Annotated in this window: 23 protein-coding genes; 13 read left to right on the forward strand and 10 right to left on the reverse strand. The window is 70.4% G+C overall.

Features of this window, described 5'->3' with window-relative positions; genetic code table 11:
* The first annotated feature begins 84 nt into the window (after positions 1-84).
* Complete coding sequence (locus ACSHXN_RS11105) at positions 85-486, forward strand: RidA family protein (protein ID WP_355135851.1); 402 nt, start codon at positions 85-87, stop codon at positions 484-486.
* Positions 487-797: 311 nt separating this feature from the next.
* Here ACSHXN_RS11105 and ACSHXN_RS11110 read toward each other — a convergent pair whose 3' ends face one another.
* A complete protein-coding gene (locus ACSHXN_RS11110) occupies positions 798-962 on the reverse strand; it encodes a hypothetical protein (RefSeq protein ID WP_355135849.1) in 165 nt (54 codons plus the stop codon).
* 583 nt (positions 963-1545) lie between these two features.
* Here ACSHXN_RS11110 and ACSHXN_RS11115 point away from each other — a divergent pair.
* The 5 genes from ACSHXN_RS11115 (at position 1546) to ACSHXN_RS11135 (ending at position 6640) form a co-directional block, all read left to right on the forward strand.
* Complete coding sequence (locus ACSHXN_RS11115) at positions 1546-1923, forward strand: hypothetical protein (protein WP_356110508.1); 378 nt, start codon at positions 1546-1548, stop codon at positions 1921-1923.
* A 71-nt stretch (positions 1924-1994) separates the two neighbouring features.
* On the forward strand, positions 1995-2624 hold the full coding sequence (locus tag ACSHXN_RS11120; RefSeq protein ID WP_355135845.1) for a SigE family RNA polymerase sigma factor: 630 nt from the start codon (positions 1995-1997) through the stop codon (positions 2622-2624).
* Positions 2621-2935, forward strand: a complete 315-nt coding sequence (locus ACSHXN_RS11125; RefSeq protein WP_355135843.1) for a hypothetical protein — start codon at positions 2621-2623, stop codon at positions 2933-2935. Before ACSHXN_RS11120 ends, ACSHXN_RS11125 begins: the two co-directional genes overlap by 4 nt.
* Positions 2936-3125: 190 nt before the next feature.
* Positions 3126-5723, forward strand: a complete 2598-nt coding sequence (locus tag ACSHXN_RS11130; protein WP_356292756.1) for a LuxR C-terminal-related transcriptional regulator — start codon at positions 3126-3128, stop codon at positions 5721-5723.
* Positions 5724-5905: 182 nt separating this feature from the next.
* Complete coding sequence (locus ACSHXN_RS11135) at positions 5906-6640, forward strand: alpha/beta fold hydrolase (protein WP_383352007.1); 735 nt, start codon at positions 5906-5908, stop codon at positions 6638-6640.
* A gap of 1492 nt (positions 6641-8132) precedes the next feature.
* Here the strand turns inward: ACSHXN_RS11135 and ACSHXN_RS11140 are convergent.
* A complete protein-coding gene (locus tag ACSHXN_RS11140; protein WP_356292760.1) occupies positions 8133-9089 on the reverse strand; it encodes an SDR family NAD(P)-dependent oxidoreductase in 957 nt (318 codons plus the stop codon).
* A 138-nt stretch (positions 9090-9227) separates the two neighbouring features.
* Here ACSHXN_RS11140 and ACSHXN_RS11145 point away from each other — a divergent pair, with 138 nt between their 5' ends.
* Positions 9228-9992, forward strand: a complete 765-nt coding sequence (locus ACSHXN_RS11145) for a helix-turn-helix domain-containing protein (RefSeq protein ID WP_356292762.1) — start codon at positions 9228-9230, stop codon at positions 9990-9992.
* 567 nt (positions 9993-10559) lie between these two features.
* Here ACSHXN_RS11145 and ACSHXN_RS11150 read toward each other — a convergent pair.
* Positions 10560-11639 carry a hypothetical protein gene (locus ACSHXN_RS11150; protein WP_356110495.1) on the reverse strand — a complete coding sequence of 360 codons (1080 nt, stop codon included), beginning with the start codon at positions 11637-11639 and terminating at the stop codon, positions 10560-10562.
* 410 nt (positions 11640-12049) lie between these two features.
* Positions 12050-14248: a germacradienol/geosmin synthase Cyc2 gene (cyc2, locus tag ACSHXN_RS11155; protein WP_355135821.1), complete on the reverse strand. Its 2199-nt coding sequence runs from the start codon at positions 14246-14248 to the stop codon at positions 12050-12052.
* A gap of 195 nt (positions 14249-14443) precedes the next feature.
* On the opposite strand from cyc2, the gene ACSHXN_RS11160 reads away from it, so the two are divergent.
* Positions 14444-15265 carry an alpha/beta fold hydrolase gene (locus ACSHXN_RS11160; RefSeq protein WP_356292766.1) on the forward strand — a complete coding sequence of 274 codons (822 nt, stop codon included), beginning with the start codon at positions 14444-14446 and terminating at the stop codon, positions 15263-15265.
* Entirely contained in the window at positions 15262-16530 is a 1269-nt protein-coding gene (locus ACSHXN_RS11165; protein WP_356292768.1) for a cytochrome P450, read from the forward strand. Before ACSHXN_RS11160 ends, ACSHXN_RS11165 begins: the two co-directional genes overlap by 4 nt.
* A 3-nt stretch (positions 16531-16533) precedes the next feature.
* Here the strand turns inward: ACSHXN_RS11165 and ACSHXN_RS11170 are convergent, their stop codons facing one another.
* Both ACSHXN_RS11170 and ACSHXN_RS11175 read right to left on the reverse strand, forming a co-directional pair.
* On the reverse strand, positions 16534-17682 hold the full coding sequence (locus ACSHXN_RS11170) for a damage-control phosphatase ARMT1 family protein (protein WP_356110483.1): 1149 nt from the start codon (positions 17680-17682) through the stop codon (positions 16534-16536).
* Positions 17675-18250, reverse strand: coding sequence for a hypothetical protein (locus ACSHXN_RS11175; RefSeq protein WP_438303019.1), 576 nt, complete (start codon positions 18248-18250; stop codon positions 17675-17677). The genes ACSHXN_RS11170 and ACSHXN_RS11175 overlap by 8 nt, the downstream gene beginning before the upstream one ends.
* A 120-nt stretch (positions 18251-18370) precedes the next feature.
* On the opposite strand from ACSHXN_RS11175, the gene ACSHXN_RS11180 reads away from it, so the two are divergent.
* Positions 18371-19294, forward strand: coding sequence for a lytic polysaccharide monooxygenase (locus ACSHXN_RS11180; RefSeq protein WP_356110479.1), 924 nt, complete (start codon positions 18371-18373; stop codon positions 19292-19294).
* Between the two features lie 55 nt (positions 19295-19349).
* Here the strand turns inward: ACSHXN_RS11180 and ACSHXN_RS11185 are convergent, their stop codons facing one another.
* Entirely contained in the window at positions 19350-20015 is a 666-nt protein-coding gene (locus ACSHXN_RS11185) for a Tat pathway signal sequence domain protein (RefSeq protein WP_438303020.1), read from the reverse strand.
* A 627-nt stretch (positions 20016-20642) separates the two neighbouring features.
* On the opposite strand from ACSHXN_RS11185, the gene ACSHXN_RS11190 reads away from it, so the two are divergent.
* Positions 20643-21320 carry a DUF6230 family protein gene (locus tag ACSHXN_RS11190; protein ID WP_356110475.1) on the forward strand — a complete coding sequence of 226 codons (678 nt, stop codon included), beginning with the start codon at positions 20643-20645 and terminating at the stop codon, positions 21318-21320.
* Entirely contained in the window at positions 21320-21739 is a 420-nt protein-coding gene (locus tag ACSHXN_RS11195; RefSeq protein ID WP_356110473.1) for a DUF6114 domain-containing protein, read from the forward strand. Before ACSHXN_RS11190 ends, ACSHXN_RS11195 begins: the two co-directional genes overlap by 1 nt.
* A 453-nt stretch (positions 21740-22192) precedes the next feature.
* On the opposite strand, the gene ACSHXN_RS11200 is transcribed toward ACSHXN_RS11195, so the two are convergent.
* From ACSHXN_RS11200 to ACSHXN_RS11210, 3 genes are all read right to left on the reverse strand, one after another.
* Positions 22193-22993, reverse strand: coding sequence for a VOC family protein (locus ACSHXN_RS11200; RefSeq protein WP_356110591.1), 801 nt, complete (start codon positions 22991-22993; stop codon positions 22193-22195).
* A gap of 160 nt (positions 22994-23153) precedes the next feature.
* On the reverse strand, positions 23154-23621 hold the full coding sequence (locus tag ACSHXN_RS11205) for a hypothetical protein (RefSeq protein ID WP_438303021.1): 468 nt from the start codon (positions 23619-23621) through the stop codon (positions 23154-23156).
* Positions 23599-24120 carry an ATP-binding protein gene (locus ACSHXN_RS11210; RefSeq protein ID WP_438306448.1) on the reverse strand — a complete coding sequence of 174 codons (522 nt, stop codon included), beginning with the start codon at positions 24118-24120 and terminating at the stop codon, positions 23599-23601. The genes ACSHXN_RS11205 and ACSHXN_RS11210 overlap by 23 nt, the downstream gene beginning before the upstream one ends.
* A gap of 319 nt (positions 24121-24439) precedes the next feature.
* Here ACSHXN_RS11210 and ACSHXN_RS11215 point away from each other — a divergent pair, with 319 nt between their 5' ends.
* Positions 24440-25315 carry a helix-turn-helix domain-containing protein gene (locus ACSHXN_RS11215; RefSeq protein ID WP_355135799.1) on the forward strand — a complete coding sequence of 292 codons (876 nt, stop codon included), beginning with the start codon at positions 24440-24442 and terminating at the stop codon, positions 25313-25315.
* Positions 25316-25317 lie beyond the last annotated feature (2 nt).

The following is a 25317-nucleotide window of genomic DNA, read 5'->3' on the forward strand; positions in this document are numbered from 1 at the left end:
TCAGTCTCGAAAAAGTGCGTTCTTGCAGGTCAGGGCTCACTCTCTTATGGTTCCTGAGAAACCGCAAGAGAGAAAGGCAAGACCATGAGCACCCTTGACGTCTTCAACCACAACATCCCCGTGGAGAGCAGTTTCGGCTACTCGCAGGCGATCAAGTCCGACGACTTGGTGCACGTCTCGGGGCAGCTCTCCTTCAGCGAAGACGGCAAGTTCCTCCACGCGGACGACACCGTCGCCCAGCTCAAGCAGACCTATGCCTGGATGGACAAGGTCCTGGCCCACTACGGCGCCACCCGGAACCAGATCGTCTCGCAGACTCTGTACGTGGTGAACCTGCGGGAGAACTTCGAGGCGACGGCGCAGGCCAACGTGAACTACTTCGGCGACCACCGCCCCGTCAGCACGATCCTGGGCGTCCCCGACCTGGGCTTCCCCGACCAGGTCATCGAAATCGCCTTCATCATCGACATGAAGCTGCCCGCCTGAAGCCCTGATGCGGCCGGATGTGCCTGCCGTGCTCATCCACGATGAGGAGGGACGGACAGGCCGGGCACGAGATGAGGCCGAAGCTGCCGAGCCTGCTCCGCCCCGTCACCCACAGCGGCCTCCAGACCCCAGGAGCGGGCCTCGGGATGGTCAGCCAGCACGTGGCGCAAGCCACGATTTCCGGCTCGGCGTCCACGCCGGTCACGGTCGCGATGCTCGGGGAGCCGACCGTATCCGGCGCGCATCATCCCGTCGCCGGCTCGCCGCTGCCGCGGCTCACCCCGCCGTGTACTCGTGCGCCGGGCCTCCCGTCACTGCATTGGGTGGTCGAGCGGGTCGTCGGCGTCCGGTAGCCCTGCGCCCTCAAGGAATACGACGAGGTCGTAGTCGCAGTGGGTCAGGCCCAGGATCTTGCCGCGCGCGGTGACGTGGCGGCCGCCGCTGCCTGAGGGCGGATGCACGACGGTGCGGGCCATGGCGGTTGGGATTCCAGTCGGTGACCACACCGTTTCAGCTGTCAAAGCCTTATCTCCCTTGCTTGCGCGGCCCAACGCTCATATCAGATGCGGCGCTCACCCCTCCACGTCGCCGTGCGCCCTCCAGCAAATCGACCAGGCCACCGCATACCCGTGGTGCTCAGACGCCGCGTCCCCGCGCCCCCCGAATCCACTGACAGCGGGGAAACACCACTGGGAGAGCCTCTGTGAGCTTCAGAACGACCGGCAGCGCGCCGAATGGGCTCCGCGTACCTACCCACTCCTCCTGACCACCCGACAGCAGCGTGTAGATGTGCTGTTCGGGGCGCGGGCGGCGGAGCGGGGCGAGGGCGCCACAGGTGGTGGTGAAGCGGCTGCGCAGAGTGCGGGCGGCCCCGATGTCTATGTGCAGGCGCTCATCGGCCGGCCCCCGCGGAAGCTTCGGCATTTTTTCGTGGGTCGCGACAACCTCGGGTGGGGCCGCACGTCTGGTGGGGTGAAAGGCGGTTACCGGGACACGATCTCCGGTCCCGGTGCTGCCCGATGGTCCGTGTTGTCTCTGAACTCTTTGGAGTCATTTCTTATGCGACACATTCGTTCCACGAAGGCGAACCGTTCCCTGCGGTCCTGGGTGCTGGGGTCGGTTGCCGGTCTCGCCCTCGTGGCGGGCGGCGGCATCGCCGCTCAGGCGGCCACCGCTGTCCATGCCACCCCCGCCAAGCCGGGCACGTCGGCAACGGCCCCCAAGCCCGTCCCGTCCACCCCGAGCAAGCAGACCTCCGGCGACACCGACCCGACTCCTGTCCCCGGTGACGAGAACGGCAAGCCCTACCCGAAGCCCGTCCCCTCCACCGCGGGAAAGCAGGCCACTGCGGTGAAGCAGGCTTCCGGCGACACCGACCCGGTTCCCGTGCCGGGTGACGAGAACGGCAAGCCCTACCCGGGCCACGCCAGCCGCTGAACCGCCGAGTAAAGGCGTGGCGGGGCCGGTCCAGAGCCGGCCCCGCCGTACCCCAGATGTGAACGAGGACAATGCAGCTCACGCTTACCCTGCCCTGGTGGGCCTGGCTCATGCGCCGCGCCCGGACCACGCCTTCTCCGGCGCCGGACGCGCCGCTTCGCGGCCGACGGTTCCGGTACCTGCGTTCGACGGCCGACCGGGACGACGAGGAGGGCTCTCCTACACTCGCCGATCTGTACCGGACCAGGCGGCTCGACATGGTCAGGCTGGCAACCTTCCTGGTGGACGACCTGCACTCCGCCGAGGACGTTGTCCAGGATGCCTTCGCCGCTGTCTGCCGCCGGCACGGCGAACGGCTCGACGACCTCCAGGACGCGCATGCCTACCTCTACACCGCGGTGGTCAACGCCGCCCGCTCGGTGCTGCGCCGGCGGCGCACCGCGCGCGCATACACCTCGCCGTACCAGGGCCCAGGAGCGCCGGTCGACGAACGGCTACTGCTCGTTGAGGAACACCGGCAGGTCTTCGACGCGCTGGCCCAACTCACCGTCCGTCAACGCGAGGTACTGGTCCTGCGCTACTGGTCCGAGCTGACAGAGGCGCAGATCGCTGAGGCCCTCGGCATCTCCCGTGGCACCGTCAAGTCGACCGCGAGCCGCGCGCTCGCCACTCTGGAAAGGCTCTTGGAGGCGTACCGATGAGTAATCAGGCGCCGCTCGAGGAGCGGCTGCGCGCCGCTCTGGAAGCGCGCGGGCAGCTCATTAGCGCCCACGACCTGTCACCGAGCCGGCCGCCTTCGGGAAGAGTCTGGGGCACACGCCGGATGAGGCGGGTGCTGTCCATGGCCGGCGCCGCCATAGCGGCGGCCGCAGCCGCCATCGTCATCGTGCTGTCCTTCAACACCTCGGACCACTCTCGCCCGGCACCACCCGCACGACAGTCCGATCCGTCCGTCACCCCCAGCGCCAACACACCGCCCACCGAGCCCTCCGCCATCCCGTCCCTACCCTAGAGGTCGCGAAGCGCCGTAACGAGGCCGGCCGTGAGGTGCAGTCGAGCAGGCCGGCCTGACCCGAAAGACAGGCCCTGGGTAGACGACGGTTCTGTGTGTCTCCCCGGGGCAGAATGGAACAATCGGCCCTGTGAGGTCTAGCAAGACAGGTGCCGCATCCACGCGAGTGGCGGGTATCGGTGCGGGAGGGGTGGTTGCTCGCCCGGCGCTGTTCGGGCGGCTGGACGGGGCGGCCCGGGTGACGGCGGTGTCGGCGTCGGCGGGGAGCGGCAAAACGATGCTGCTGCGATCGTGGCTGTCCGAGGCGGGCCTGACCGAATACGCGGCGTGGGTGCCGGTGGGGCGGGATGAGCGGGATCCGCAGCGCTTCTGGCTTGGCGTCGTGGATGCGCTGCGCCGGACTACAGCGGGCTCGGCGCTGGTCGGGAGCCTCACGGCGGCTCCGGACCTGGACGGGTGGACGATTGTGGAGCGGCTGCTCGCAGACCTGGCCCCGCTGCGGGACCGGAACTACCTGGTGATCGACGACGTGCACGAGCTGGACCCGGAGACGCTGCAACAACTGCAACTGCTCATCATGCGGGCGTCGCCTCAGCTGCGTTTCGTGTTGGCCACGCGGCACGACGTGGGCCTGGGCCTGCACCAACTGCGGCTGGAAGGCGAGCTCGCCGAGATCCGCGATCCGGATCTGCGGTTCACCCTGGCCGAAACTGAGGAGTTGTTGAGAGCGGCGGGCCTGGCGCTGCCCGGGCCTGCGATTGCAGTGCTGCACGAGCGGACCGAGGGCTGGGCAGCGGGGCTGCGGCTGGCCGCGCTATCGCTGGCGGGGCACGCGGACCCGGACCACCGGCTGGTGGCCGAGTTCTCCGGCAGTGAGCGGACGGTGGCCGAGTACCTGTTGGCCGAGGTGCTGGATCGGCAGAGCGAGCAGGTGCGGGGGCTGCTGCTGCGCACCAGCATCCTGGAGCGGGTCAACGGCGAGCTCGCGAACCTGCTGACCGGGGGCGAGGACGGAGAGCGGGTGCTGCAGGACCTGGAGGCCGCGAACGCGTTCGTGGTCTCGCTGGACACCTCGCGGACCTGGTTCCGCTATCACCAGCTGTTCGCGGACCTGCTGCGGCTACAACTGCGGCGCACCCACCCCGGCGAGGTCGCCGCACTGCACCGGGCCGCCGCCGACTGGCTGGCGGGCCAGGGCATGGCGGTGGAGGCGATTCGGCACGCCCAGGCCGCGCGGGACTGGGGGCTGGCTGCCAGGCTGTTCGCCGACCAGTGGCCCGGCCTGTACCTGGACGGGAAGACCGCCGTCATCCACGGGCTTCTCGCCGGATTCCCCACCGAGTCCCGCACGACGAACGCGGAGCTGGCGGCGGTGTCCGCGGCCGACGAGCTGGCCGGCGGGTCGCCGGCGGCGGCGGAACGGTACCTGTGCCTGGCGGAGCGGGCACTGGCGTCGGAGAGTCGGCTGGGGCAGGCGCAGTTGCTGGTGGGGATCGTCCGGCTGCTGATCGCCCGCTGGCACGGGAGCCTGGCGGCGGTGACCGAGCAGGCGCAGCGGCTGCAGGACGCGGCGGAGGCGGCCGAGACGACGCAGCCCGGCCTGGGCGAGGAATTGCGCGCGCTGGCGCTGATCAGCCTGGGCAGCACCGAGTTCTGGATGGCCAGGTTCCGGGAGGCCGTGCGGCACCTGGAGCAGGGCGTCGTGCTCGCGCGCCGGATCGGGCGTCCTTACCTGGAGTTCACCGGCCTTGTCCACCAGGCCGCTCTCGAGTTCTTCCGATCGCTCCCGTCGGCACTGGAGCACAGCAGGCGGGCGGCCGAGCTGGCCGAACGGCACGGCTGGACCGAGGGGCCGGCCTTCGGCCTGGCGAGCATGAACGTCGCGACCATCCTGGCCTGGCAGGGGCGGCCGGAGGAGGGCGAACCTTGGATGCAGCAGGCCGAGCGCACCCTCCGGGCGGAGACCGAGCCCACGGATGTACTGGCGATCCGCTCCCTGCGCGGAGTGCTGGCGCTGGCGCGCGGCCGGGACGCCGACGCGCTGGCCGCCTTCCAAGCCGCCGACCAGGTGGCCGAGCGCCTGACCGAACCGAACCTCATGGTCCACGGGAACCGGTCCTTCCTCGTGCAGACCCTTGTCCGCCTCGGTGAGACCGACCGCGCCGAGCAGGTCCTGGCCGGCCTCTCCGACCAGGACCGCGATGGCGGGCAGATGCGTCTGGGCCTGGCAACCCTGCGGCTCGCCCAAGACGATCCGCAGGCGGCGGTCGCCGCGCTCGCGCCGGTGCTCGACGGCTCCGCGCAGCTGCCCTGGCCGGGCTGGCTGGCTCAGGCGTTCCTGCTGGAGGCGATCGCCCGTGCTGCGCTCGGTGATCCCCGCGCCGCCGGAGCCCTGGAGCGCGCGCTGGACCTGGCCGAACCCGACGGAGTGCTGCTGTGGTTCCTGCTGCACCCGGTGCCGGAGCTGCTGGAGGGCCTTCCCGCGCACCGCACCGCCCACGCCGCCCTGATCGCCGAGATCCTCGGCCTGCTCGCCGGTCACCAGCCCGCGCCGTCGACCACCGGACCGCAGCCGCTCGCAGAACCGCTGAGCCGAAGCGAGTTGCGGGTACTGCGCTACCTGCCGACCAACCTGACCACGCCGGACATCGCCGACCAGCTGAATGTCTCGCCCAACACCGTCAAAGTGCACGTGCGCCACTTGTACGCCAAGCTCGGAGCCCACCGCCGCGCCGAGGCCGTCGCCCGAGCCCGCGAACTGGGCCTGCTTGCGCCCGGCACCCGCTGAGCGATTCTCGAGGACATACCCGCCGGCGCGCTGTCACCCGGATCGGGTGACGCTCGATAACCCGACCGGACCGTAATTTGCGGTGAGGCGAGCGCACCATCCCCATCGACACCGGAGCGCCTCGGGCAGCGCACGCCGTTCCCCTGCCTGGGGCGCCCGTCGTAAGAGATAGAGAGTCTGAATTGACTGCCAGCAAGCCCACGCAAACCTTCGTCCTCGTTCCCGGCGCATGGCTGGGGGCCTGGAGCTGGTACCCGGTGGCTCGCCAACTCACCGAGCGCGGCTACCCGACTCTGGCGCTGAGCATGCCCGGACTGGCCTACGACGGCTCGCCGGCCGGGCTCCGGCTGGCCGACGCGGTCGACCACGTGGTGAGCGAAGTCGAGAGCCGCGATCTCACCGAGATTGTCCTGGTCGGCCACAGCTGGGGCGGATACCCGGTCACCGGCGCGGCCCACCGGCTCGCGGGCCGCGTCGCAAAGGTGATCTACTTCGCCGCGGTGGTCCCCGAGCAGGACACGCCGATGATCGATGAGAACGAGCAGTACGCCGCGATGATTCGGCAAGCTATCGCAGCGACTCCCGACGGCACCGTCCCCGTCACCCTCGACGCGGTCCAGGGCGTGCTCATGCCCCAAGACCCCACGCCGCTCCAGAAGCTTGTCAGCCACCTGCTGCTGCCGCAGCCGGGCGGTTATATGACGGACAGCCTCGACGTGCCCCCGGTCACGAAGATCGGGCTGGACGCGGCTTATGTGCAGTGCGCCGACGACATTGCCCTGGCCCGGCCCGGCGCCGAGTTCGCGGCTCGGCTCGGCGTCGAGCCCGCGGTCATCCCGGGCAATCACATGACGCTGCTGACTGATCCGGCCATCGTGGCCGACGCCCTCATCAGCGCTCTGGAATCCCGCCCGTGAGCAGTTCCGGCTGAACGAACATGAGGAACGCGCGGGCCACGGACGGAACCCGCGCACCCGCCGGCCCTCTTCCCGCGCGGCCGCGAACGGCCTGGACCCTCTCCCCGGGCGGCGGGCCGTCAACGAAGCCCGGAACGGCTCCGGAGGACCCACAGGGCCTCCGGAGCACCGGGCCGTACCGAGACCTGCAGTGAAGAGTGTCCCGAACCGCATCCCACAGCGCCGCACGCACGTCCCTCGTCAGCGCCCTCATCCTGGCCGCCTGCTGCCTGGCCCCCAGCACCCACGCCGCGGTGCCCGCCGACGGCACGCCGAGCACCGCCGTCCCGCCCGGGGCCGCAACCGTCACGCCGAGTACAACCTGGGAGACACCGCGTTCACCGACCCGCAGACTGGCACCGTCAGCGAGGTACGGGCGGTGGTCCACTACCCAGAGCACATGGCCGGGCAACTGCCGCTCGTAGTGCAGGCGCACGGGTCCTGGCTGGCCTGTACCGATCCCACCGCCCAGGCCTGGGCCTGCGACAAGGGCACCCCGGAGCCGAGCTACCGCGGCTACGACTACCTGGGCGAGCAGCTGGCCAAGCGGGGATTCATCACCGTCTCGCTGAGCGCCGACGGGATCAACATGGTCTCGTTCGACTACGGCGACCGGGCTCTGACTCGTCAACGAGCATCTGCGGCTGTGGCAGCAACTCGCCTCCGGCAAAGGCCCGCTGGCGCGGAGGCTGCCCGCGCTCAGCCGCCATGTCGACATGTACCGGGTCGGCACGATGGGTCACTCGCGTGGCGGCAAAGGCGTGATGTGGGAGGCGTCCGACAAGCACAGCTCCGAGGTACCCGACGGGGTGCGGATCGCGGCGGTGCTCGCGCTCGTCCCGGTGAAGTTCGACGACCCCGAGGGCGACCACAGCGACACCCTCGTCACCCATGCCGCGTGCGACGCGATATGCGGCTGGACCCAGCAGAACTACAACTACATCCAATGGCGCGGGTGGAACCGCCCAGATCGCTGCAGTGGATCCGGACACTCTGTGCCTACTCGTACCGTGAGCAGCGCTGACCGACACCGCCTTGCTCATCCTCGGTGCGGAGACTCGGCATACATCCGAGCCAGAGCCGTGCGCGGCCGGGTGGTCAGCGACAGCTTGTCCCGACCACCCACGAGATTCCCGCCTGCAGTCCTCGTGAAGGCCACAGGGGACGAGGCTCTCGCCCGTCCCGTATTCGACTGCGACGCCGGGCGAGACCGTCATGCGCCACATGCCTCAACGAGCCACGACAGCACCTACTGTATACGGCGGAAAGAGACCATTCGTCACGACGCACGTGACCGCCCCGCACGGCGCCTGGCACCAGCTAGCGCACTACGGCGACCTGGCCGGATCTGCGCGGCAGCAGTCCCCAACCCGTACGAGGGAGCCGACTCGGCGCCCGTGCCTGGCTCTGTTTCACTGGCCGGCGGCCCTCTCAAGGCCGCGGGAGGACGCTGTCAGATCTCGATGCGAGGCTGACCGTTCGAGGCGGTCAAGCCACCGTCGACCGGTATTTGCACCCCCGTCACATACCGCGCGTCGGGGCCGGCCAGGAAAGCAATGACTGCCGCGACCTCGTCGGGTTCAGCGGCCCGGCCGAAGGGGATTCGCTCCGCGAAGGACTTCACCAGAGGCATCTCGGGCGTAGCACCGGCGGTGATCCCGGTGTTGAGCGTGAACCCGGGGTGAACAGCATTGATGCGGACCTCGGGGGCGTGGTCCAGCGCCATGGCGCGGGTGAGGTTGACTACCGCACCCTTGGCCGCGTTGTAGGCGGCCATGCCGTAGTCGCCGCCGAGCCCGCTGGACGCGCCGATGTTGACGATGGAACCTCGTGCAGTACGCAGATGCGGCATCGCCGCCCGGCTGGTGTGGTACACCGCGTCGAGGTTGATCGCCATCGTCGCGCGCCACCGATCTGGCTTGAGATCTTCGACCGTTCCCATGGTCGGTGTGCCAGCGTTGTTGACCAGTACGTCGATGCGCCCCAGATCGGCGATGACAGACGAGATCAGTGCATCGACTTCGTCCGGCACGGTGAGATCGGCAGTACGGGCCAGCACGCGGGCGCCGGCCGGCGCGGCCGCGGCAGTATTCTCCAGTTTTTCGCGCGTCCGGCCGACAAGCACGACGGTCGCTCCGTCCCGGGAGAACCGATGCGCTGTGGCGGCGCCGATGCCCCCACCCGCACCGGTGATCACAACAACCTGGTCAGAGAAGACACTCACTTCTTTATCCACCCATAAGCTGACGTAGCCGCACGGGTCCGTCCGGCGTGCCCACAGTAGAAACGGCGTTGCCCTATACGCTCGAACGGCAGTGCCACAGGGATAGAACATCAGCGTCACGATGAAAGCGGGAAAACTATGCACGCGGCCAACAAGACGTTCGCCGCGGATGTCACCTCCCAGCACGCCCCGGCTCATTCCTTCAGCCTCTTCCGGAAGCGCTGGATGGACCAGGTTGCGGAGGCGTATCCCGCACCCGTGTTCACCCCAGGCAGTTCGGGTGACTTCCGGATCCGCGTCCGTGCGGTGAAGGCCGGCGACTCCGTGATCGCCGACGTGCGTAGCGAATCGCTCGTCGGCACCAACCAGGCTCTCACCACAGACCGCGACGGCCAGGTGCTCATGCATGTGGTGCGGCGCAACACCTGGCGGTTCGCCCGACGGGGCGCTTCCGAACTGGCAGTTCCGCCACACCACTTCATGCTTCAACGCAGCGGCCCGCCCACCTCGGAGATCGCGAAAGACACCGCGGCGACGGTACTGATCCTGCCTCCGTCTGATCTCGGACCCCAGATCAAGGACAGGCTGGTCATCGGGTCGGCGGCATCGGCTGAGATGCGGCTCCTTCTCGCCCACGTGCACCTTCTCGGCGAGTCCGTCGGAGAACTCTCACCCCCCGGCGTTCAGGCTGCCCACCAAGCGCTGGTCGCACTGCTCAAGGGTGTACTGGACCGCCGGACCGATACCGCCGAGCCCCTACTCAGCCCGGCCCTGACCCAGGCAGCGAAATTACTTGCGGATTCCCGGCTCACCGAGCCCGACCTGTCACCATCAATGCTGGCCCGTGAACTCCATGTATCCGTAAGGACATTGCACCGCGCCTTCGCCTCCGAAGAGCAAACCGCCGCCCAGTACATCCGCCAGCGCCGACTCGAACGGGCCCGGCTGGACCTGCTGGCGTCTGCAGGACGGCCGAACGTCACAGAAGTCGCCGCCCACTGGTGCTTCGCCGACGCCAGCCACTTCACCCGGGCCTTCAAGAGCCAGTACGGCCAGACGCCCACCGAGTTCGCACGCGCTCAGTCGTAAACAGCATCCGCATCGAGAACCCGAGACACAACCTGAGCAACGGTGCTACGACCTGTCCGTAGGCACTCGACCATGTCGTCCGTCGACCTCCATGCCGAAGTTGGACCCTCGGTGCGCACTGTCACCGGCATAGGACCAGGTATCGGTTGCGGCCTGGCAAGGCGGCGAGCACGGACTGGGTGGCGGCCACGGACGAGCTGCGCGAGCTGGCCGCCCTTCGGGTCGCGTTCCGTCTGCCCGACCACGACGTCGCCATGCTGGTGCGGGAGCTGGCGTGCACCGCCCTTCCGGCAGGCCGCCGCAGCCACGCACCGCAACGTCGGCGCCGTCCGGGCAGTCCTCGTCAAACTCCTCGCCCGCGATATCGAGCTGTCCGCCGAGCGGGCCCGGCCGGTCGTCTTCCACGCCGACCTCGACCAGGTGCACGCCGGCGACACCGCGGCGTTCGGCGGACCGCGCCTGGCGCGCGCCGTGCTGGACGTGGCCTCAGCGGACGCGGACGCCGGAACCCCATGCCTGCATCAACGGCCTGGAGGCGCCGCAGTGACGTCACCCGGGCTCGACAGCTCATTGGATCAGGTCGGTGTGCGGATGCTCGGGAGAGGCCGGGCAGACGTAGATCTGCATGTTGTCGGTGCTGCCGACTTCGACCTTGGTCGGCTGCGAGGGGCGCTGGCCACAGCAATGACCGGTGGCGTTGGCGGCGGCCTGTTCTTCGTAGGGTGCCCAGCTGTGTCCCTCGCCGCCGTCCCATTCGTAGGAGGCGATGGTCAGCAGCGGGACCATCTGCACATCACAGACAGTGCAGTATCGGGGGTTGGGGTCGGTGCGGCCCCACGGAGGCCAGCCGCCAACCTTCCATCCGGGCGCGTCTGCCAGATGGACGTCATAGAAGTCCCGCGGACAGTCCGCGTGCTCGGAGCTGTCCACGTCGGCGCCTGCTGCCTGCCATCTGCTCCAGTCCTCCACCGTCAGCAGCGTCTGCGGGCTCAGGTCGAGGCTGTTGGGGTACTCGGTGATCGCTTCCGGTGCCAGCACGCACGGCTCCGGCAGATAGCCGTCATCGTTCACCTCGTACGGTTCGGGCGGGGTGGCGAGGATGTCGCCTACCTCGGCGGCGGACCGCCAGAACAGTGCGGTCGCCGGCTTGTGATGCGGATCGTGGTCGTAGGGGCACCACAGGACCTGGAGCAGATCGGCCTGTCCGGGCGGCTGCAGCAGGGGTATGTCGCGCAGATACAGCTGGGCCACGGGCATCATGGGGACCGGGCAGTCCGCGGGCGGAGGGCCGGCGGCGAGTCGCTCCGCGAGCCTCGCGGCGTTCCGTTCCCTGATCGCCTCCTCCTCGGGCGTCATCCCGCCACGGCCATTGTGATCGCGGTGCTGCCGGGCCTGAATGCGTCTCATGAGCCGCACGTCGGCCGGCGACTGTCGGAACCCGCTGTCCACGTGCAGGTGCGAGGCTTCGCAGTGCGGCCACGGCTCCTCCGCCGGCCACAGCAACGGCCCCCCGACCGAGCTCTCCCCGACCGAAGGCGACCCCGGGCGGGGGTGCAGCCGAATCGCCGGACGCACCAACGGCGCCAGCTCGGGAAAGACCGCGGCCACGTCCACGGGCCGCAGCGGAGTAGTACGTACGAGAACCATGCCGGTGATCCTGTCACCACCCACTGACAACCCTGGCCACCTCAACCAGCCTCGGTGGCATCGGTGTTCAGCCGGTCAAGCCCGACACATGCAGCCTCGGCCACAGAGACAGCAAACCTGCCCATGTGACAACCAGCGTGCTTCGGCCCAGCCATCACTCGATCAGCGGCCACTCTGAAAAAGCTCAGTGTGCCGGGCCCCCGGCCTGCCGTGTACGGCAGACCGGGGGCCCGGCCGGCGGACGCCGCCTCAGCCCAGCCACCAGCCCAGCATGGCCAGGCCCGGCACGGCGATCGCGAAGCGCGCGAAGACGGCGGTGGGTGCTATCAGTTCGCCCGGCCTGCTGCCGTTCGCTTCCCAGTTCAGGATGCGGCGTGCCAGCTCGCGGTGCAGCGCGGCCCGCGGTGCGGTCAGCGTGTCACCGGCACCGCCCGGAAGCCGACCGAGGACGCCAGGTCCGGCACGAAGCCGTGGACCCGCCGGGCGAGGTCGTCCGCACCGTAGCGGTGGCAGCCGCGGTGCCAGTTCAGGATGCCGGACATGTAGTTCTGCAGTTCCACCACATAGCCCTGCAGGGTCGCGCACGCCTGTTCGGGAAGCTCGAAGTCCTCACACAGAACGGGCAGTTCATGATCGGCCACATGCTGGAACTGGTGCATGCGCTGGGTCATCAGGTCGTTCACGACGCGCAGCGCGGTCGGGTAGTCGCAACCGAAGAAGTTCTGTACGACCAGCAGGGCGTTGTGGATCTCGCCCTCGTACTGGATCTCCTTCTGGTACGAGAAGACGTCGTTGATCAGCATCGCGTAGTCGATGGCCGCGTTCTCCAGGGACCGGACCGTGCCGCTGCGGTACACCGCCGGCGGGACGTCGGGGTTGTGCCCCAGGCGGCAGAGGTTCTTGGTGAGGTCGGCGCCGAAGGTGGCGCGGCGCATCTCCAGATAGTCGACCGGGTCCGGGATGCGGTTCTGGAGCTGGTTGGACAGCTCCCACAGCCAGCTCTCGGTCATGGTGTCGACGGCGGCACGCAGGGTGCTCCGCTGTTCGGGGGTCATCTGCGCGGTGGTGCGGGTCCACAGGTCGAGCAGACCGCGTTCCATGCCGTTGGCCGGGAGGGGAGGTTCCTCGCCGTCGACGGGCATGCACGAGGACAGCCGCTCGGTGCACAGCCGGGCCGCCGCGAGATCACGGCGGTGCCCGAAGACGAGCGGGTAGTAGTCGTCGCCGTACGTGCCCCAGGCGAGCCACCGGGAGCTGAGGTCCAGCGCCTCGGGGGTGGCGTCCGGGTCCAGGCCCGCCGCGCACAGCGGCAGGTCGTACGCCGCCAGCTTGTCCTCGTCCCAGACCCCTTCCTGGAGCATGCCCATCCGGTGCATCCACGGAGTCAGACGGCTGCGGGCACCGTCCAGATGGGGGCTGAGTCCCACGTCGTACGGCATGTGGAAGTCGGGGATCAGTGACGGTCCCACCTGCTGGAAGGGCACATGGGTGTAGGCGCGCAGTCGCTGTGCGAGGGGTGCGGAGGATCCCCCCTCGGCACCGGCCTCGGCCAGCAGACCGCTCACATCGGCGGCGGAGGTGCCGATGCCGGAGAGCCCGAGGGACCGCCCCGTGGTGCGGGCTCCCTTGTTCATGTAGCGGCTGGACCTCAAGTGCCATTCGTGGCCCCCGGACTGCCAGTCCTGAAGGCCCCGTGTGTAGGCCGCGACGGCGGCGACCCCGTCGGGAGCGAGGCCCTTCTCCAGGGCGAGGGCGGGCACTTCGGTGAGCGCGGTGTGCTCGAACTGGTGAAGCCGTGAGGTGAGGATGTCGTTGACGGTGTCCGCGGCCTGCTGCGTGGTGCAGCCGAAGAAGGTCTCCAGGACGAGGACCCCGTTGCTCAGTTCGCCCTCCTCCTCGACCTCCCGCTGGTACGAGAAGAGGTCGTTGCGCAGGTGCACCCCGTCGGAGAACGTCTCCATGAGTACCCGCAGCGGCCGTGCGGCGGCCACGGATGCGGGCACCTCGGCGGTCGCGAACTCCACGAGGCCCGCGGACCAGGGGGCGCCGCCCACCTTGCGGCGCATCTCGATGTACTCGACGGGGTTGGCGATCCGGCCTTCGTTGATGTTGGACAGTTCCCACATCGACTCGTTGAGCAGATGCTCCGTGGCGACCGCGAAGCGCCTGCGCCAGTCCAGGGACATGGCGGGCACGGTGCGCTTCCACAGGTCGGCGAGCCCGGCCTCCACCGGATTCTCGGGCTCCGGTACGGGTGTTGCCAGGTCCGGCGGCATGAACAGGGGCAGCCGGTCCAGATGGGCCCGGCCCCCCTCACGGTCCTGGGTGCGTTTGAAGGCCTCCAGGAAGTGGTCGTCGAAGAAGAACACCCACACGTACCAGTCGGTGACCAGTGAGAGGGCCGGCCCGTCGCAGTCGGGGTGCGTGTACGCGCACAGGAGCCCGTAGTCGTGTGCGTCGAGGTCGGACTGTTCCCAGATGCCGGATCCCTCCAGCATGCCCATCGTGCGGGCCCATCGGGTGGAGTGGGCCCGCGCCTCGTCGACATGCGGGTTCAGCCGTGCGGGGTACGGCATGTAGAAGCGGGGGAGCTCGAACGGCTGCGTCATGGCGGTGGCCCTACCCGTGGCCCCGCGACGACATCCGCCGGGCGGAACACGCTCACACCAACGCGTGAATCAGGGGCGTAGGGGTGGAACAGGCACGTTCATCGGGCTCGCGCCGTCCGGGGACGGTGCGCACCAGAACCCCGGCGCCCCGCACGCCCCCTTGCCGACCCACCTGCCCCGGGTCACCGTGGTCGCATGACCTCCTTCGTGCTGCCTCATGAAGTGCACGGCGACGGCCCCCACAAGGTGTTCGCGGTGCACGGCTGGTTCACCGACCGTGCCGCGTACGCTGCGGTGCTGCCCGATCTCGACCGGGCCGCGTTCACCTACGCCCTGGTGGATCTGCGCGGATACGGGGCCGCGAAGGACGCATCCGGCGCCTTCGGCACCGCAGAGGCCGCCGCCGACCTCGTCGCCCTCGCGGACCTGCTCGGCTGGGACAGGTTCTCGGTGATCGGGCATTCGATGGGCGGCGCGGTGGCGCAGCGGCTCCTGGCGCGGGCCCCCGAGCGGCTGCGCCGGATCGTCGGGATCTCGCCCGTGCCCGCCGGCGGGCTGCAGATGCCCGCCGACCAGTGGGAGTTGTTCGCGGACGCCGCGCACAAGCCGCAGAACCGGCGCATCATCATCGACGTCACCACCGGCGGCCGGGCGCCCGCGGCCTGGCTGGACCGGATGGTCGCGCGCTCGCTGGCGCACAGCGACGCCAAGGCGTTCCGGACCTGGCTCGACTCCTGGGCCGGGGAGGACTTCCACACCGAGGTCGCCGGCTCGCCGGTGCCCGCGCTGGCCGTCGCGGGCGCCCTCGACCCCGCGCTGACCGCCGGGCTCCTGCGGGAGACCTGGATGCGCTGGTATCCGCACGGCTCGCTCCTCGAACTGCCCTCGGCCGGGCACTACGCGATGGACGAGGCCCCGCTGGACCTCATCCGGGCCGTGGAGGACTTCCTGCGCGCGGACGGGAACCCGGCGGCCGCCGAGCGGGAGCAGGCCGCCGCGGAAGGCTCCGGCGGGTGAGCGTCCTCGGGAGCGCCCCACCCGTACCCGACGTCTTCGATCCCCGCAGGTACGCCCTCGGCGTCCCGCACGCGGAATACCGGACCCTGCGCGACCATCACCCGGTCGCCTGGCAGGAGGAGCCCGAGGTGCTCGGCTGGCCGGCCGGGCCCGGGTTCTGGGCGGTGACCCGGCACGCGGACGTCACGCATGTCCTCAAGGACGCCGCGACGTACTCCTCCAGCCTCGGCGCCACCCAGATCCGCGACCCCGACCCCGGCGACCTGCCGTTCATCCGGCGCATGATGCTCAATCAGGACCCGCCCGGCCACGGCCGGCTGAGACGGCAGGTGAGCCGGGCGTTCACCCCCCGCCGGGTCGAACGCTTCGCGGCGGTCGCCCGCAGCCGGGCCCGCGCCCTGCTGGCCGGCGCGCTCGACCTGGCGCGCGAGGGCGACGGCGTCTGCGACGTGGTCGCCGCCGTCACCGACGACTACGCCGTGCTCAACCTCGCCGACCTGCTCGGTGTGCCCGAGTCGGACCGCGGCCTGCTCCTGCACTGGACGCAGCGAGTGATCGGCTACCAGGACCCGGACGAGGCGGGCGAGGCCGTGCTGGACGCGGACGGCCGGCCCGTCAACCCGCGGTCCCCCGCGGCGCTGCGCGACATGTTCGGCTACGCGCAGCGGCTCGCCGCGTACAAACGGGACCGTCCTGCCGACGACATCATGACCACGCTCGCCACCGACCCCGAACTCACGGGGCCCGAGCTGGAGATGTTCTTCTTCCTGCTGACCGTCGCGGGCAACGACACCGTGCGCGGCGCGGCACCCGGCGGTCTCCTCGCACTGGCCGAGCACCCGGTGGCGTACCGGGAACTGCGGGCCGGAACGCACCGACTGCCCTTGGCGGTCGACGAGTTGCTGCGCTGGCATCCGCCGGTCCTCAGCTTCCGGCGGACCGCCGCCCGGGACACCGAGCTGGCCGGCCGGCATATCCGGGCGGGTGACAAGGTGGTCGTCTTCCACGCGTCCGCCAACCGGGACGAACGCGTCTTCGCCGCACCGGACCGCCTGGAGCTGTCCCGGACACCCAATCCTCACGTCTCCTTCGGGGGCGGACCGCATGTCTGCCTCGGTGCGCACTTCGCCCGGCTGCAGCTGAACGTCCTCTACGAGGAGGCGCTACGGGTCCTGCCCGCCGCTCCCCGCCTCGCCGCACCGCCCACGCGACTGGTCTCGAACTTCATCAACGGCATCAAGTCTCTTCCGCTGAGGCTTGCTTGACCCTCACGGCCGCACCTGGATCAGCGCGTGCGCGCCACTGGTGCGCCATCGCTGCTCCTCGGCGGCGACCAGGGCCGCCTCCGTGTCCGGCTCCAGTCCCACGATCACATCGGACTTCAGGGTGCGCAGCGCGGCGACCGGCCCGGGGAAGCCGGCCGTCACGTCCTCGAACGGTGTCGTCGACGGATACAGCCGATCGCCCACCAGACGGCGGTAGTTGAGGTCGCCCTTGAAGATCGTCAGGTCGGCCGCGGCGAACTCCGCGCGCAGGTCGTCCGGCATGTCCGCGTACGGCAGCGGGGCGCAGGAGAAGGGATGGGTCCGCACCTCCAGCCGGCCCTCGGTCATCGCCGTCCACAGGCGCTCCCCGGCCCCGGCCGCCGCACCCTTGGCGCCGGCCAGCCGGCGTACCGCGTCGACGACGTCCGCCGTCGTGGCGTCGGAGATGTAGTACGGGTGGGCCTTCACGTGCAGCAACGCCCGCCGCGCCCGTCCGTGGCGGAGCAGGTGGTCGAGGAGCAGGAGATCCGGGATCAGCTCACGGCCGGCGTTGTCCGCGACCAGGCAGAGCGTGTCGACGGGCAGCAGGGACCAGAGCACCTCGCTGTCGTCCGCGACGAGCCGGGTGACGGCTGCCGGCGCGCCGGGCGCGGAGAGGCGGAAGCCGAGATCGGCGCGGTTGCCCCAGAGCGAGCCGTGGAGCAGCGCCTGCGCCTGCTCGTCGAGGGGCTGCTCCCCGAGCCGGTCCAGCGCCGCCAGCTCCTCGTCCGTCTCCGGGGCGTCGAGCTCGGCGAGCTTGAAGGGCCGGAACGGGTCGATACCCTGCCAGCCTCCTGGCCCGAAGTAGCCGACGGCCTGGAGGAGCCGGCGGTAGAAGTAGCTCTCGGACCAGAGGAAGGGCACCTCGAACCAGGACCGTCCGAGGTACTCCCCCGAACCCCAGCGGGCCCACTGCTCGTCGTCCTCGGTACCGAGCGGTTCGATGAGGCCCTCGGTCGCGTCGGTCAGGAGTTCGTCGAGCGCGCGCCGCTGCACCGGGCCGTACGGGAAGGCGTCCTGCACCGCACGGATGAGCGCGGGATGCCGTGCGGAGAGCACGCCGTGCGGGAACGAGCCGGGCTCGTCGGCGAGGATCACGGGGGCGTCAGGCATGGTCTCGCTCTCCTCCAGGGCCGGTCAGGATCCCGGGAGGCAGGTCCACGTCCTTGAACCGCTCCTCGAGCTGCTTTCCGTAGCCGGCCTCGGTCCACACGAACTTCTTGAACTGCTCCGGCGTCAGCAGACCCTGCCACGGACCGCCGTCCGGGCAGAACACCGACTCGCACGCGGGGCAGTTGTACGCCGATCGCCACAAGGCGTCGGCACGGGGCTCCCCCGCCGCCACGAGAGCCCGATCGCGGCCCTCCCCGCGCACCACGACGACGGTGCCGACGAACAGGAGGACGGCCAGCAGCGAACCGCCGATCGTGTACAGCGGCTTGTCGTTGTCGATTCCGCTGTACGCGAGGGCGACACCGACGGCGACCATCACCATGCCCTCGACGAAGTGCAGACATCCGTCGAACCGCGAGGAGACACCCGGAGTACGGGCCAGCCGGTCGGCCAGGCCCGCACGCATGCAGGCCTGATCGTCGCAGACCTCCGGGACGGCTCGCGCCCCGACCGAGCCGCAGCCCGGACATATCACCTCAACCGCCTTGGGGGCCTTCTCCGTTGCCATGGGCCTACGCTAACGGGCGGTCGCCGGGCGTCGTCCCGGGCGCCTCACTGAACGCCGGTCGCCCTGTCCCCGTACTCCTCGATACGCACCCGCCGCACCTGATGTGCCTGGAGACACCGGATGACCGCACACCGCACCGTCGCCGTGGCCGCCGTCGCCGCGGCGGCTACGCTGCTGCCGGCGACGCCCGCGCTCGCCCATGGAGCCCCCACCGATCCGGTCAGCCGGGTTTTCGCCTGCTCGCCGGAGGGCGGCGCCCGCGCGACCGCCGCGTGCCGAGCGGCGATCGCGGCGAACGGCGCCCCGTTCACCGCCTGGGACAACCTGCGGGTGGCCGACGTGAACGGCAGGGACCGGCAGCTCATCCCCGACGGCCGGCTGTGCAGTGGGGGACTGCCCGCCTACAAGGGACTCGACCTGGCGCGCCCGGACTGGCCGTCGACCCGGCTCACCCCCGGGAGCTCACTGACGATGGCGTACAGCTCGACGATCCCGCACACGGGCACGTTCAAGTTGTTCCTGACGAAGCAGGGTTACGACCCGAGCAAGCCGCTGACCTGGTCCGACCTCCCGCAGACGCCTTTCGCCCAGGTGACCGACCCACCGCTGACCGGCGGCGCGTACCGGATCGGGGCGAAGCTGCCCGCGGACCGGTCGGGCCGCCATGTGCTCTTCACGATCTGGCAGAACTCCAGCACGACGGACACCTACTACTCCTGCTCGGACGTGGTGTTCCCGGCGTCCAGGTCCTCCGGCGGCGGAGGCACCCGGGCCGGCTCCCCGAGTGCCTCCGCCGCATCGAGCACGGCCGGGAGGAAGAAGGCGCCGCACTCGCCCACCCCCACCCCGTCGCCGAGCCGGCCCGCACCGAGTGCCTCCCCGACGCCTGCCGAGCCGGTGACCTCGGTGCCCGGCACCCCCGCGGCGGCCACCGCACCCCGTTCCGGCGGCGGCCCGTCGCTGTCGCTGCTGGCGGGCGGCGCCGGAGCGTTCCTGGTGGTCGCCGGGGGCACCGCCGTGGCCCTGCGGCGCAGGCGCGGCTGAGACGGCCGTCGCCGGCGCCGCCGGGTTCGGGGACGGCCGTGCGGTGCGGTCCGTGTCAGTTGACGAAGACCGCCGGGCTGTCCGTCCGGCCGCTGTCGGTGACGGGGGCGTACTTCGCCGTGAAGTAGCCGTTGGCGAAGCACAGCGACGAGCCGGAGGTCTTGCTGAACCGCTGGCCGGTGAAGGTGATGCTGTTGTCGGTGTTGCTCGCCGTGCCGGTCAGGCCCTGGGCCTGGTAGACACAGGTGATGCTGCCCAGCAGGGTGCGCAGCTTGACGGTGGTCTGGATGGTGGAGCCGGCCGCCGGAGCGACGTCGATCGTGCCGTCGGAGGCCACCGTGGTGGTGTAGCGCAGGTTGTCGACGGTGATGCCGGTGACGCCCAGGACGCCGGTGACGTTGCTGGTGCAGCTGCCGCTGTCGAAGGTGTGCCCGGTGAGCGACTCGGTGGCGGTGCCGGGTGCTGCCGGGTTGTCGGTGACGGCGGCGGTGAACGTCGACGAGGCGCAGGAGACTCCGCTGGTGCCCGTGGCGCTTGAGTAGAGCGTGGCCGCGGTGCCGCTCGCGAGTGACGCGTTGAGGATGTCACCGACGGCGACGGCGTCTCCGCCCGCTCCTCCGGTGGTGAGCACGGTGCCGTCCGCCGAGGCGGGGGACGCCGCGGCCAGGGCGAGAGCGGCGGCGGCGACGGTGACGGCGAGCAGGGGTCGGGGCGTGCGCATGGGGGTGCCTCTTCTCCGAAGTGGGGGGTGGTGAGGGTGCTGGGGTGCCGACGCCTGCCATGACGCCTTCCGGGGGCGTGACGACGGCAGCGGCATCCGGGCCACCGGGCGGGTCCGCGGACGGGTGCAGGACGGACTCGCCGGTGTTGCGGGGAGTTCCGGATCGCGGTCGGATGTGAAGGATCCGTGCATCACACCGCGCCTGCAGAGATGTCACCGACGCCCCGGAAGGGCGGGGACCGGGAGAGTGACGTGCGCGGTGCGACGGATCCGGCGCCACGGATCCGTTGGGGAAACAGTGGACGTTGTAGACCTGATGGTTCGTCAACGTCAAGACGTCGTGGGGAAGTTGATGCTCGCCGGGTGAGGCGTCGCAGGTCGGCGGGCACCGTCGGGCGGGACCGGCCGGAACCCTGGAGCACACGCGCCGCACAACCGACACCCTTTTCCCACAACTCTCTTGACCCTTGAATGTAACCACCGGTAACTTCCTCGTCGGTAACTGCCGCGTGGAGCAGGCCCTTGCCCTTGCCGGGAGGCGTGAGGGGCGGGCGCGGCAGCCGCTGTCCGCGCCAGGACAACGTGTCAGCGAAGCCCTCATCACATTGACTGTGCCCAGGAGCAGACATGGCCTCGTCCTCGGACGCCACGGCGTCCCCCGGTCCCACCCCTGAACCCCCGAGGAGCGGTTCCACCACCGACGGGTCGCCCGCCCGACGCGGACGGGTCCGCCTGCGCCGCGCCGCCGTGATGGCGGTGCCGGCCACCGCGATCGCCGCCGTCCTCGCGATCATGACCGCCCAGGGTGCGCTGGGTGTGCAGTTCGCCATCTCCGGCATGCCCTTCACGGTCACCGCCGACGACCTGAGCGGCACCGGATTCGAGCAGTTCGGCAATCTCGACACCATGGCGGACGGCAGCCCGAACGCCGGTGACACCGGCGGGCAGGTGCTGGTCGTCACGTCCGCGATCAAGGACGCGACCCTCGTCAAGCTGTGCCAGAGCGTCGACCTCGGCGGCACCAACCTGAAGATCACCGCGGGTGGCGGCAAGGACAAGGTCATCGCCAGTGATCTGACCACCGACTCCACGGACCTGTCCGGTGACGCCGAATTCAACGGCATCGAGATCGGCAACGACGCCAGTACGCTGACCAAGGCCGGGGTGCAGGGCAACAAGGGCGTCTTCAGCCAGCAGGCGGACACCGTGCACATCGCCCGACTGCGGCAGACCAACTACGCCACCACAGCAGGCGTCTTCAAGCTGCCCGGGCTCAAGCTCGGCTTCAGCGACACGGGTTGCTGATGGCCGGCCGCACGAGGACCGCGTTCCGGCGATGGCGGTCCGACCGCCCCTTCTGGGGCGGGCTGCTGCTGGCGCTGGGCGGGGCGGAGATCCTTTTGACCGAGAAGGCGTCGCTCAAGGTGGTCATGCACATCGGCATGCAGGGTCTGGCGGGATATCTGCTGCCCGCCGTGATGCTGATGTGCGGGCTGCTGATCCTCCTCAGCCCGGCCCAGCGGATGTTCTACTCCGTACTCGGCATCCTGCTCTCCCTGGGGACCTGGCTCACGTCCAACCTGGGCGGTTTCCTGGTCGGCCTGCTGCTGGGGGCCGCCGGGAGCTGTCTGACCTTCGGTTGGCTGCCGGACCAGGAGCCGCGCCGTGGTGTCCTGCGCCGCCGTCGCCCGCGCTCCCCCACCATGGACTCGGCCACGTCCTGACACCCCCGCGCCCCTCGGCGGGCGGGCTCCGGCCGCCCCACCCCCCACACCCCCTCCGGGCCACACGGCAGGGGGGCTCCTGCCGGACCCGCCCGCCGAGGCCCACGACCGTTCCTGCGCATGCAACCACGGACCCGTGCCGGGTCCCTGCGCAGCACACAGGAGACCCGCGCCGTGGTCAGGCGGAACCCGCGGCACGCGACGGACCCGAGCCGCTCCCCTGCGCAGCACACAAGGGACCCACGCCCGGACCCGGCGGAACGCGACAGGCCCGTGGCGCATCGTGCGGGACACCACGAACCCACGCCGCGCCCGCACGGAACCCAACGGACCCCTGCCCTCACCGCACCCGCCGCAACAGACCCGCACCTCACCCTGGCTGCACGCGACAAACCCACCGCATCTGCGCGGCACGCAACGAGCCCCGCCGGGCCGGCGACGCCGGTCTTCGGCTCAGGGTTCCCGCTTGGCGGAGACGGTGAAGCGCGCGCCGTCCGGGTCGGCCAGCAGCGCCTCCTCGGCGTCCGGCTCCCGCTGCAGGACGGCACCGCCCTCGGCCCGGGCGGCCCGGACGCACGCGTCGACGTCGGGGACCACGAAGTGGACCTGCCAGTGCGGGCGGATGGTGGGGTCGGGTGCCGACTCGAGCGCCCCGGAGTGGATGCGCGCCACCACCACCCCGTCGCTGCTCAGGACGACCTCGTCACCGTCGTAGTGCACCTCGCAGCAGCCCGTGCGCGCGGAGGCCCACTCGAGGACCTCGCCGTAGAAGATCGCGGAGTCGAAGGCGTTGCGTGTGTGCAGCCGTATGAAGGTCGGGGCCGCCCTGCGCCACTCCTCGAATCCCGTCACGAGCGGGCCCTCCCACACACCGAAGGTCGCCCCGTCCCGGTCCGCGAGCAGGGCCGCCCGGCCGGGCGGGAGCGCAAGCGGGCCGACGGCCGTCGTACCGCCCCGCTCCCGGCATCTGGCGGCGGCCACGTCGGCGCTGGACACCGAGAAGTACGGGGTCCAGGCGACGGCCATCTGCCACATCGAGGCGACGGCGGCGATCCCGGCGACGGGCACCCCGTCGGCCAGCGCCACCCGGAACCGGTCCCCCAGGCTGTTGGGCCGCCACTGCCAGCCGAACACCGCCCGGTAGAAGTTCTCCGCGGTCTCGAGATCGCGGGTGCTCAGGCTCACCCAGCACGGTGCCCCGAAAACCGAGTCGCTGGACACTCCCCCCTCGCCGCGTGCCTCGTTCTTGACCATGACCACACCGCCCGGTTCCCGGGGGGAGATGCCGGGCACCTCCCCCTCGTCCGCTCAGGGCCTCCGGGTACCCCGATCGCGCCCTAGCAAGGATGCGCCACGGGACGCCGGGCGTCATCCGGAGAAGGACCGGCACGGGCGCCCGAGCCCCGGAACCGGCTCAGGCGCCGGCGCCCGGTGACCAGTGCGGGGCGCTGCCCGCCAGGCGGCAGGCGAGGAAGTACAACGGGATGGGCGGCGTGTACGGAGAGTCACCGGCCGGGCGGTGGATCAGCGCCGGACGGTCCGGGCGGGGGCCGCTCCAGGAGGGGTCGGCGAGGCACGAGCCCGCCTCCGGGACCGCCGTCCCCAGATACGCGCCGATCGCGTAGCTCGTCGTCGCCGGCCAGGTGACGCCGATGTCGGAGCCCGCCGGGACGATCCACCACCAGCGCAGGTCGTCGGCGAAGACACAGCCGACGCGGGGCAGCGACGCCATGACCCGTTCGCCGTGCTCCCGAGGGAGGCCCACGGCGTCGTACCCGAGGGCGGCGGTCAGCTCGTGCGGGAGGGCCAGGCGCAGGGCGGGTCGGGGCAGGACGGAGGCGGACGGGTGCGGGAGCGGTTCAGAGGCGCGCAGTCGTTCCATGCTGTGGGGATCCTTCGGCCGGGTGGGGGGCGGGCCTGGGGTACGCGGTGCTGGGCGAGCCGGTCACGGTGGCTCGGTCGGGTTCCGGAGTCAGTGCGGCCCAGACGACGCGACCTGAGCCGTCCGGCGCGTCCCGTACGCCCCAGTCGCTGCTCAGTCCGTCGACCAGGACCAGCCCGCGGCCGCTCTGGTCGTCCGGGCCGGGGCGGCACCGGGCCGGCCGGGTCTCGTCGTGGTTCTCGTCCTGGACCTCGATGTGCAGCCGTCCGCCGTGCGTGCGCACCCGGCAGACGATCCGTTCGCTCGCGGTGTGCATGACCGCATTGGTGACGAGTTCGGAGACGACGATGACAGCGTTGTCAACGGTCGCCTCGCCCACGCCCCAGCGCACGAGCAGTTCACGCACGTTCCTACGGACCAGACCCACCGCGGCAGGAACGGCGGGAAAGCCGAAGACATCGGATCTGTGGTGTGAGGCATCTCCGGGGAGGCGGCCCAGAGGCTGGGGGAGGGAGGGCGGAACCATCGCCGTTCGCCTTTCGTCTGCCGGGGCACCCTGGCCGGTGCCCACCGCCGGACGCCGTGGTGCGCGCTCCGTGCACCACGCTCGGGGTCCACCGAGTCGCAGCCCCGTCTCCCCCAACTGAGCTGCTCAGCACCTTCGTTCATCGGCTACCGACGGTATGACCACTGTCGCACCTGCCAACAACGCCTCGCAACCTGCAAGTTGAAAATTGCAATTCGAGAGGTGCATGCTGCTCCGGTCGGCGGAAGATCGTGACAGACTGCGACCGTGCATCCCGGGTGAGGGGGTAGGCGTGACCGCTGAGACCGACTGGGGCGGTGCCCCTTCCGTGCTGCGCATGATCCTCGGCCGCCAGTTGGAGGAGCTGCGTTCGCGCGCCGGGCTGACGTACGAGCAGGCCGGTGAGGCGATCGGCGTCAGCCATTCCACGATTCGCCGCATGGAGGCGGCCAAGGTGGCCCGGCTGCGGCTCGCGGACGCCGAGAAGCTGCTGCAGACGTACGGCGTCACGGACCAGCAGGAGATCGACACCTTCCTGAAGTCGGTCCGCGAGGCCAACAAGCGCGGCTGGTGGCACACCTACCGTGACGTCCTGCCGGACTGGTTCGCGGCGTACCTGAGTCTGGAGCAGGCGGCACTGCAGATCCGCGCGTACGAGGCCGAGTTCGTGCCCGGGCTGCTGCAGACCGAGGACTACGCACGCGCGTTGCTGAGTGCCGGCAATCCGCACTCCCCCGGCGAGGCCACCGATCGGCGGGTGGCGCTGCGCATGCGGAGACAGGAACTGCTGTCGCGGCCCTCGCCGCCACACGTGTGGATCGTCATGGACGAGACGGTGCTGCGCTGGCCGGTGGGCGGCCCCCGGGTGATGCGCGCCCAGATCGACCATCTGATCGCGATGAACGGCCTCCCCCATGTCACCTTGCAGGTCATGCCGTTCGGCAACGGCCCGCACCCGGCGATGCGCGCCGGTGCGTTCCATCTCTTCCGGTTCAGGGCACCCGAGCTGCCGGACATCGTGTATCTGAGCGGCCTCGTCGGTGCCGTCTACCTCGACAAGACGGAGGACGTCGTGGTCTACCGCGAGGCACTGGACCGGTTGGGCGCGCAGTCCGCGCCCGCAAGGAAGACCGAGGCCGTCCTCGGCGCGATTCGCAAGGAGTTGTGAGA

This window comes from Streptomyces sp. HUAS TT11 (genome assembly GCF_051553595.1).
Lineage (GTDB): Bacteria > Actinomycetota > Actinomycetes > Streptomycetales > Streptomycetaceae > Streptomyces.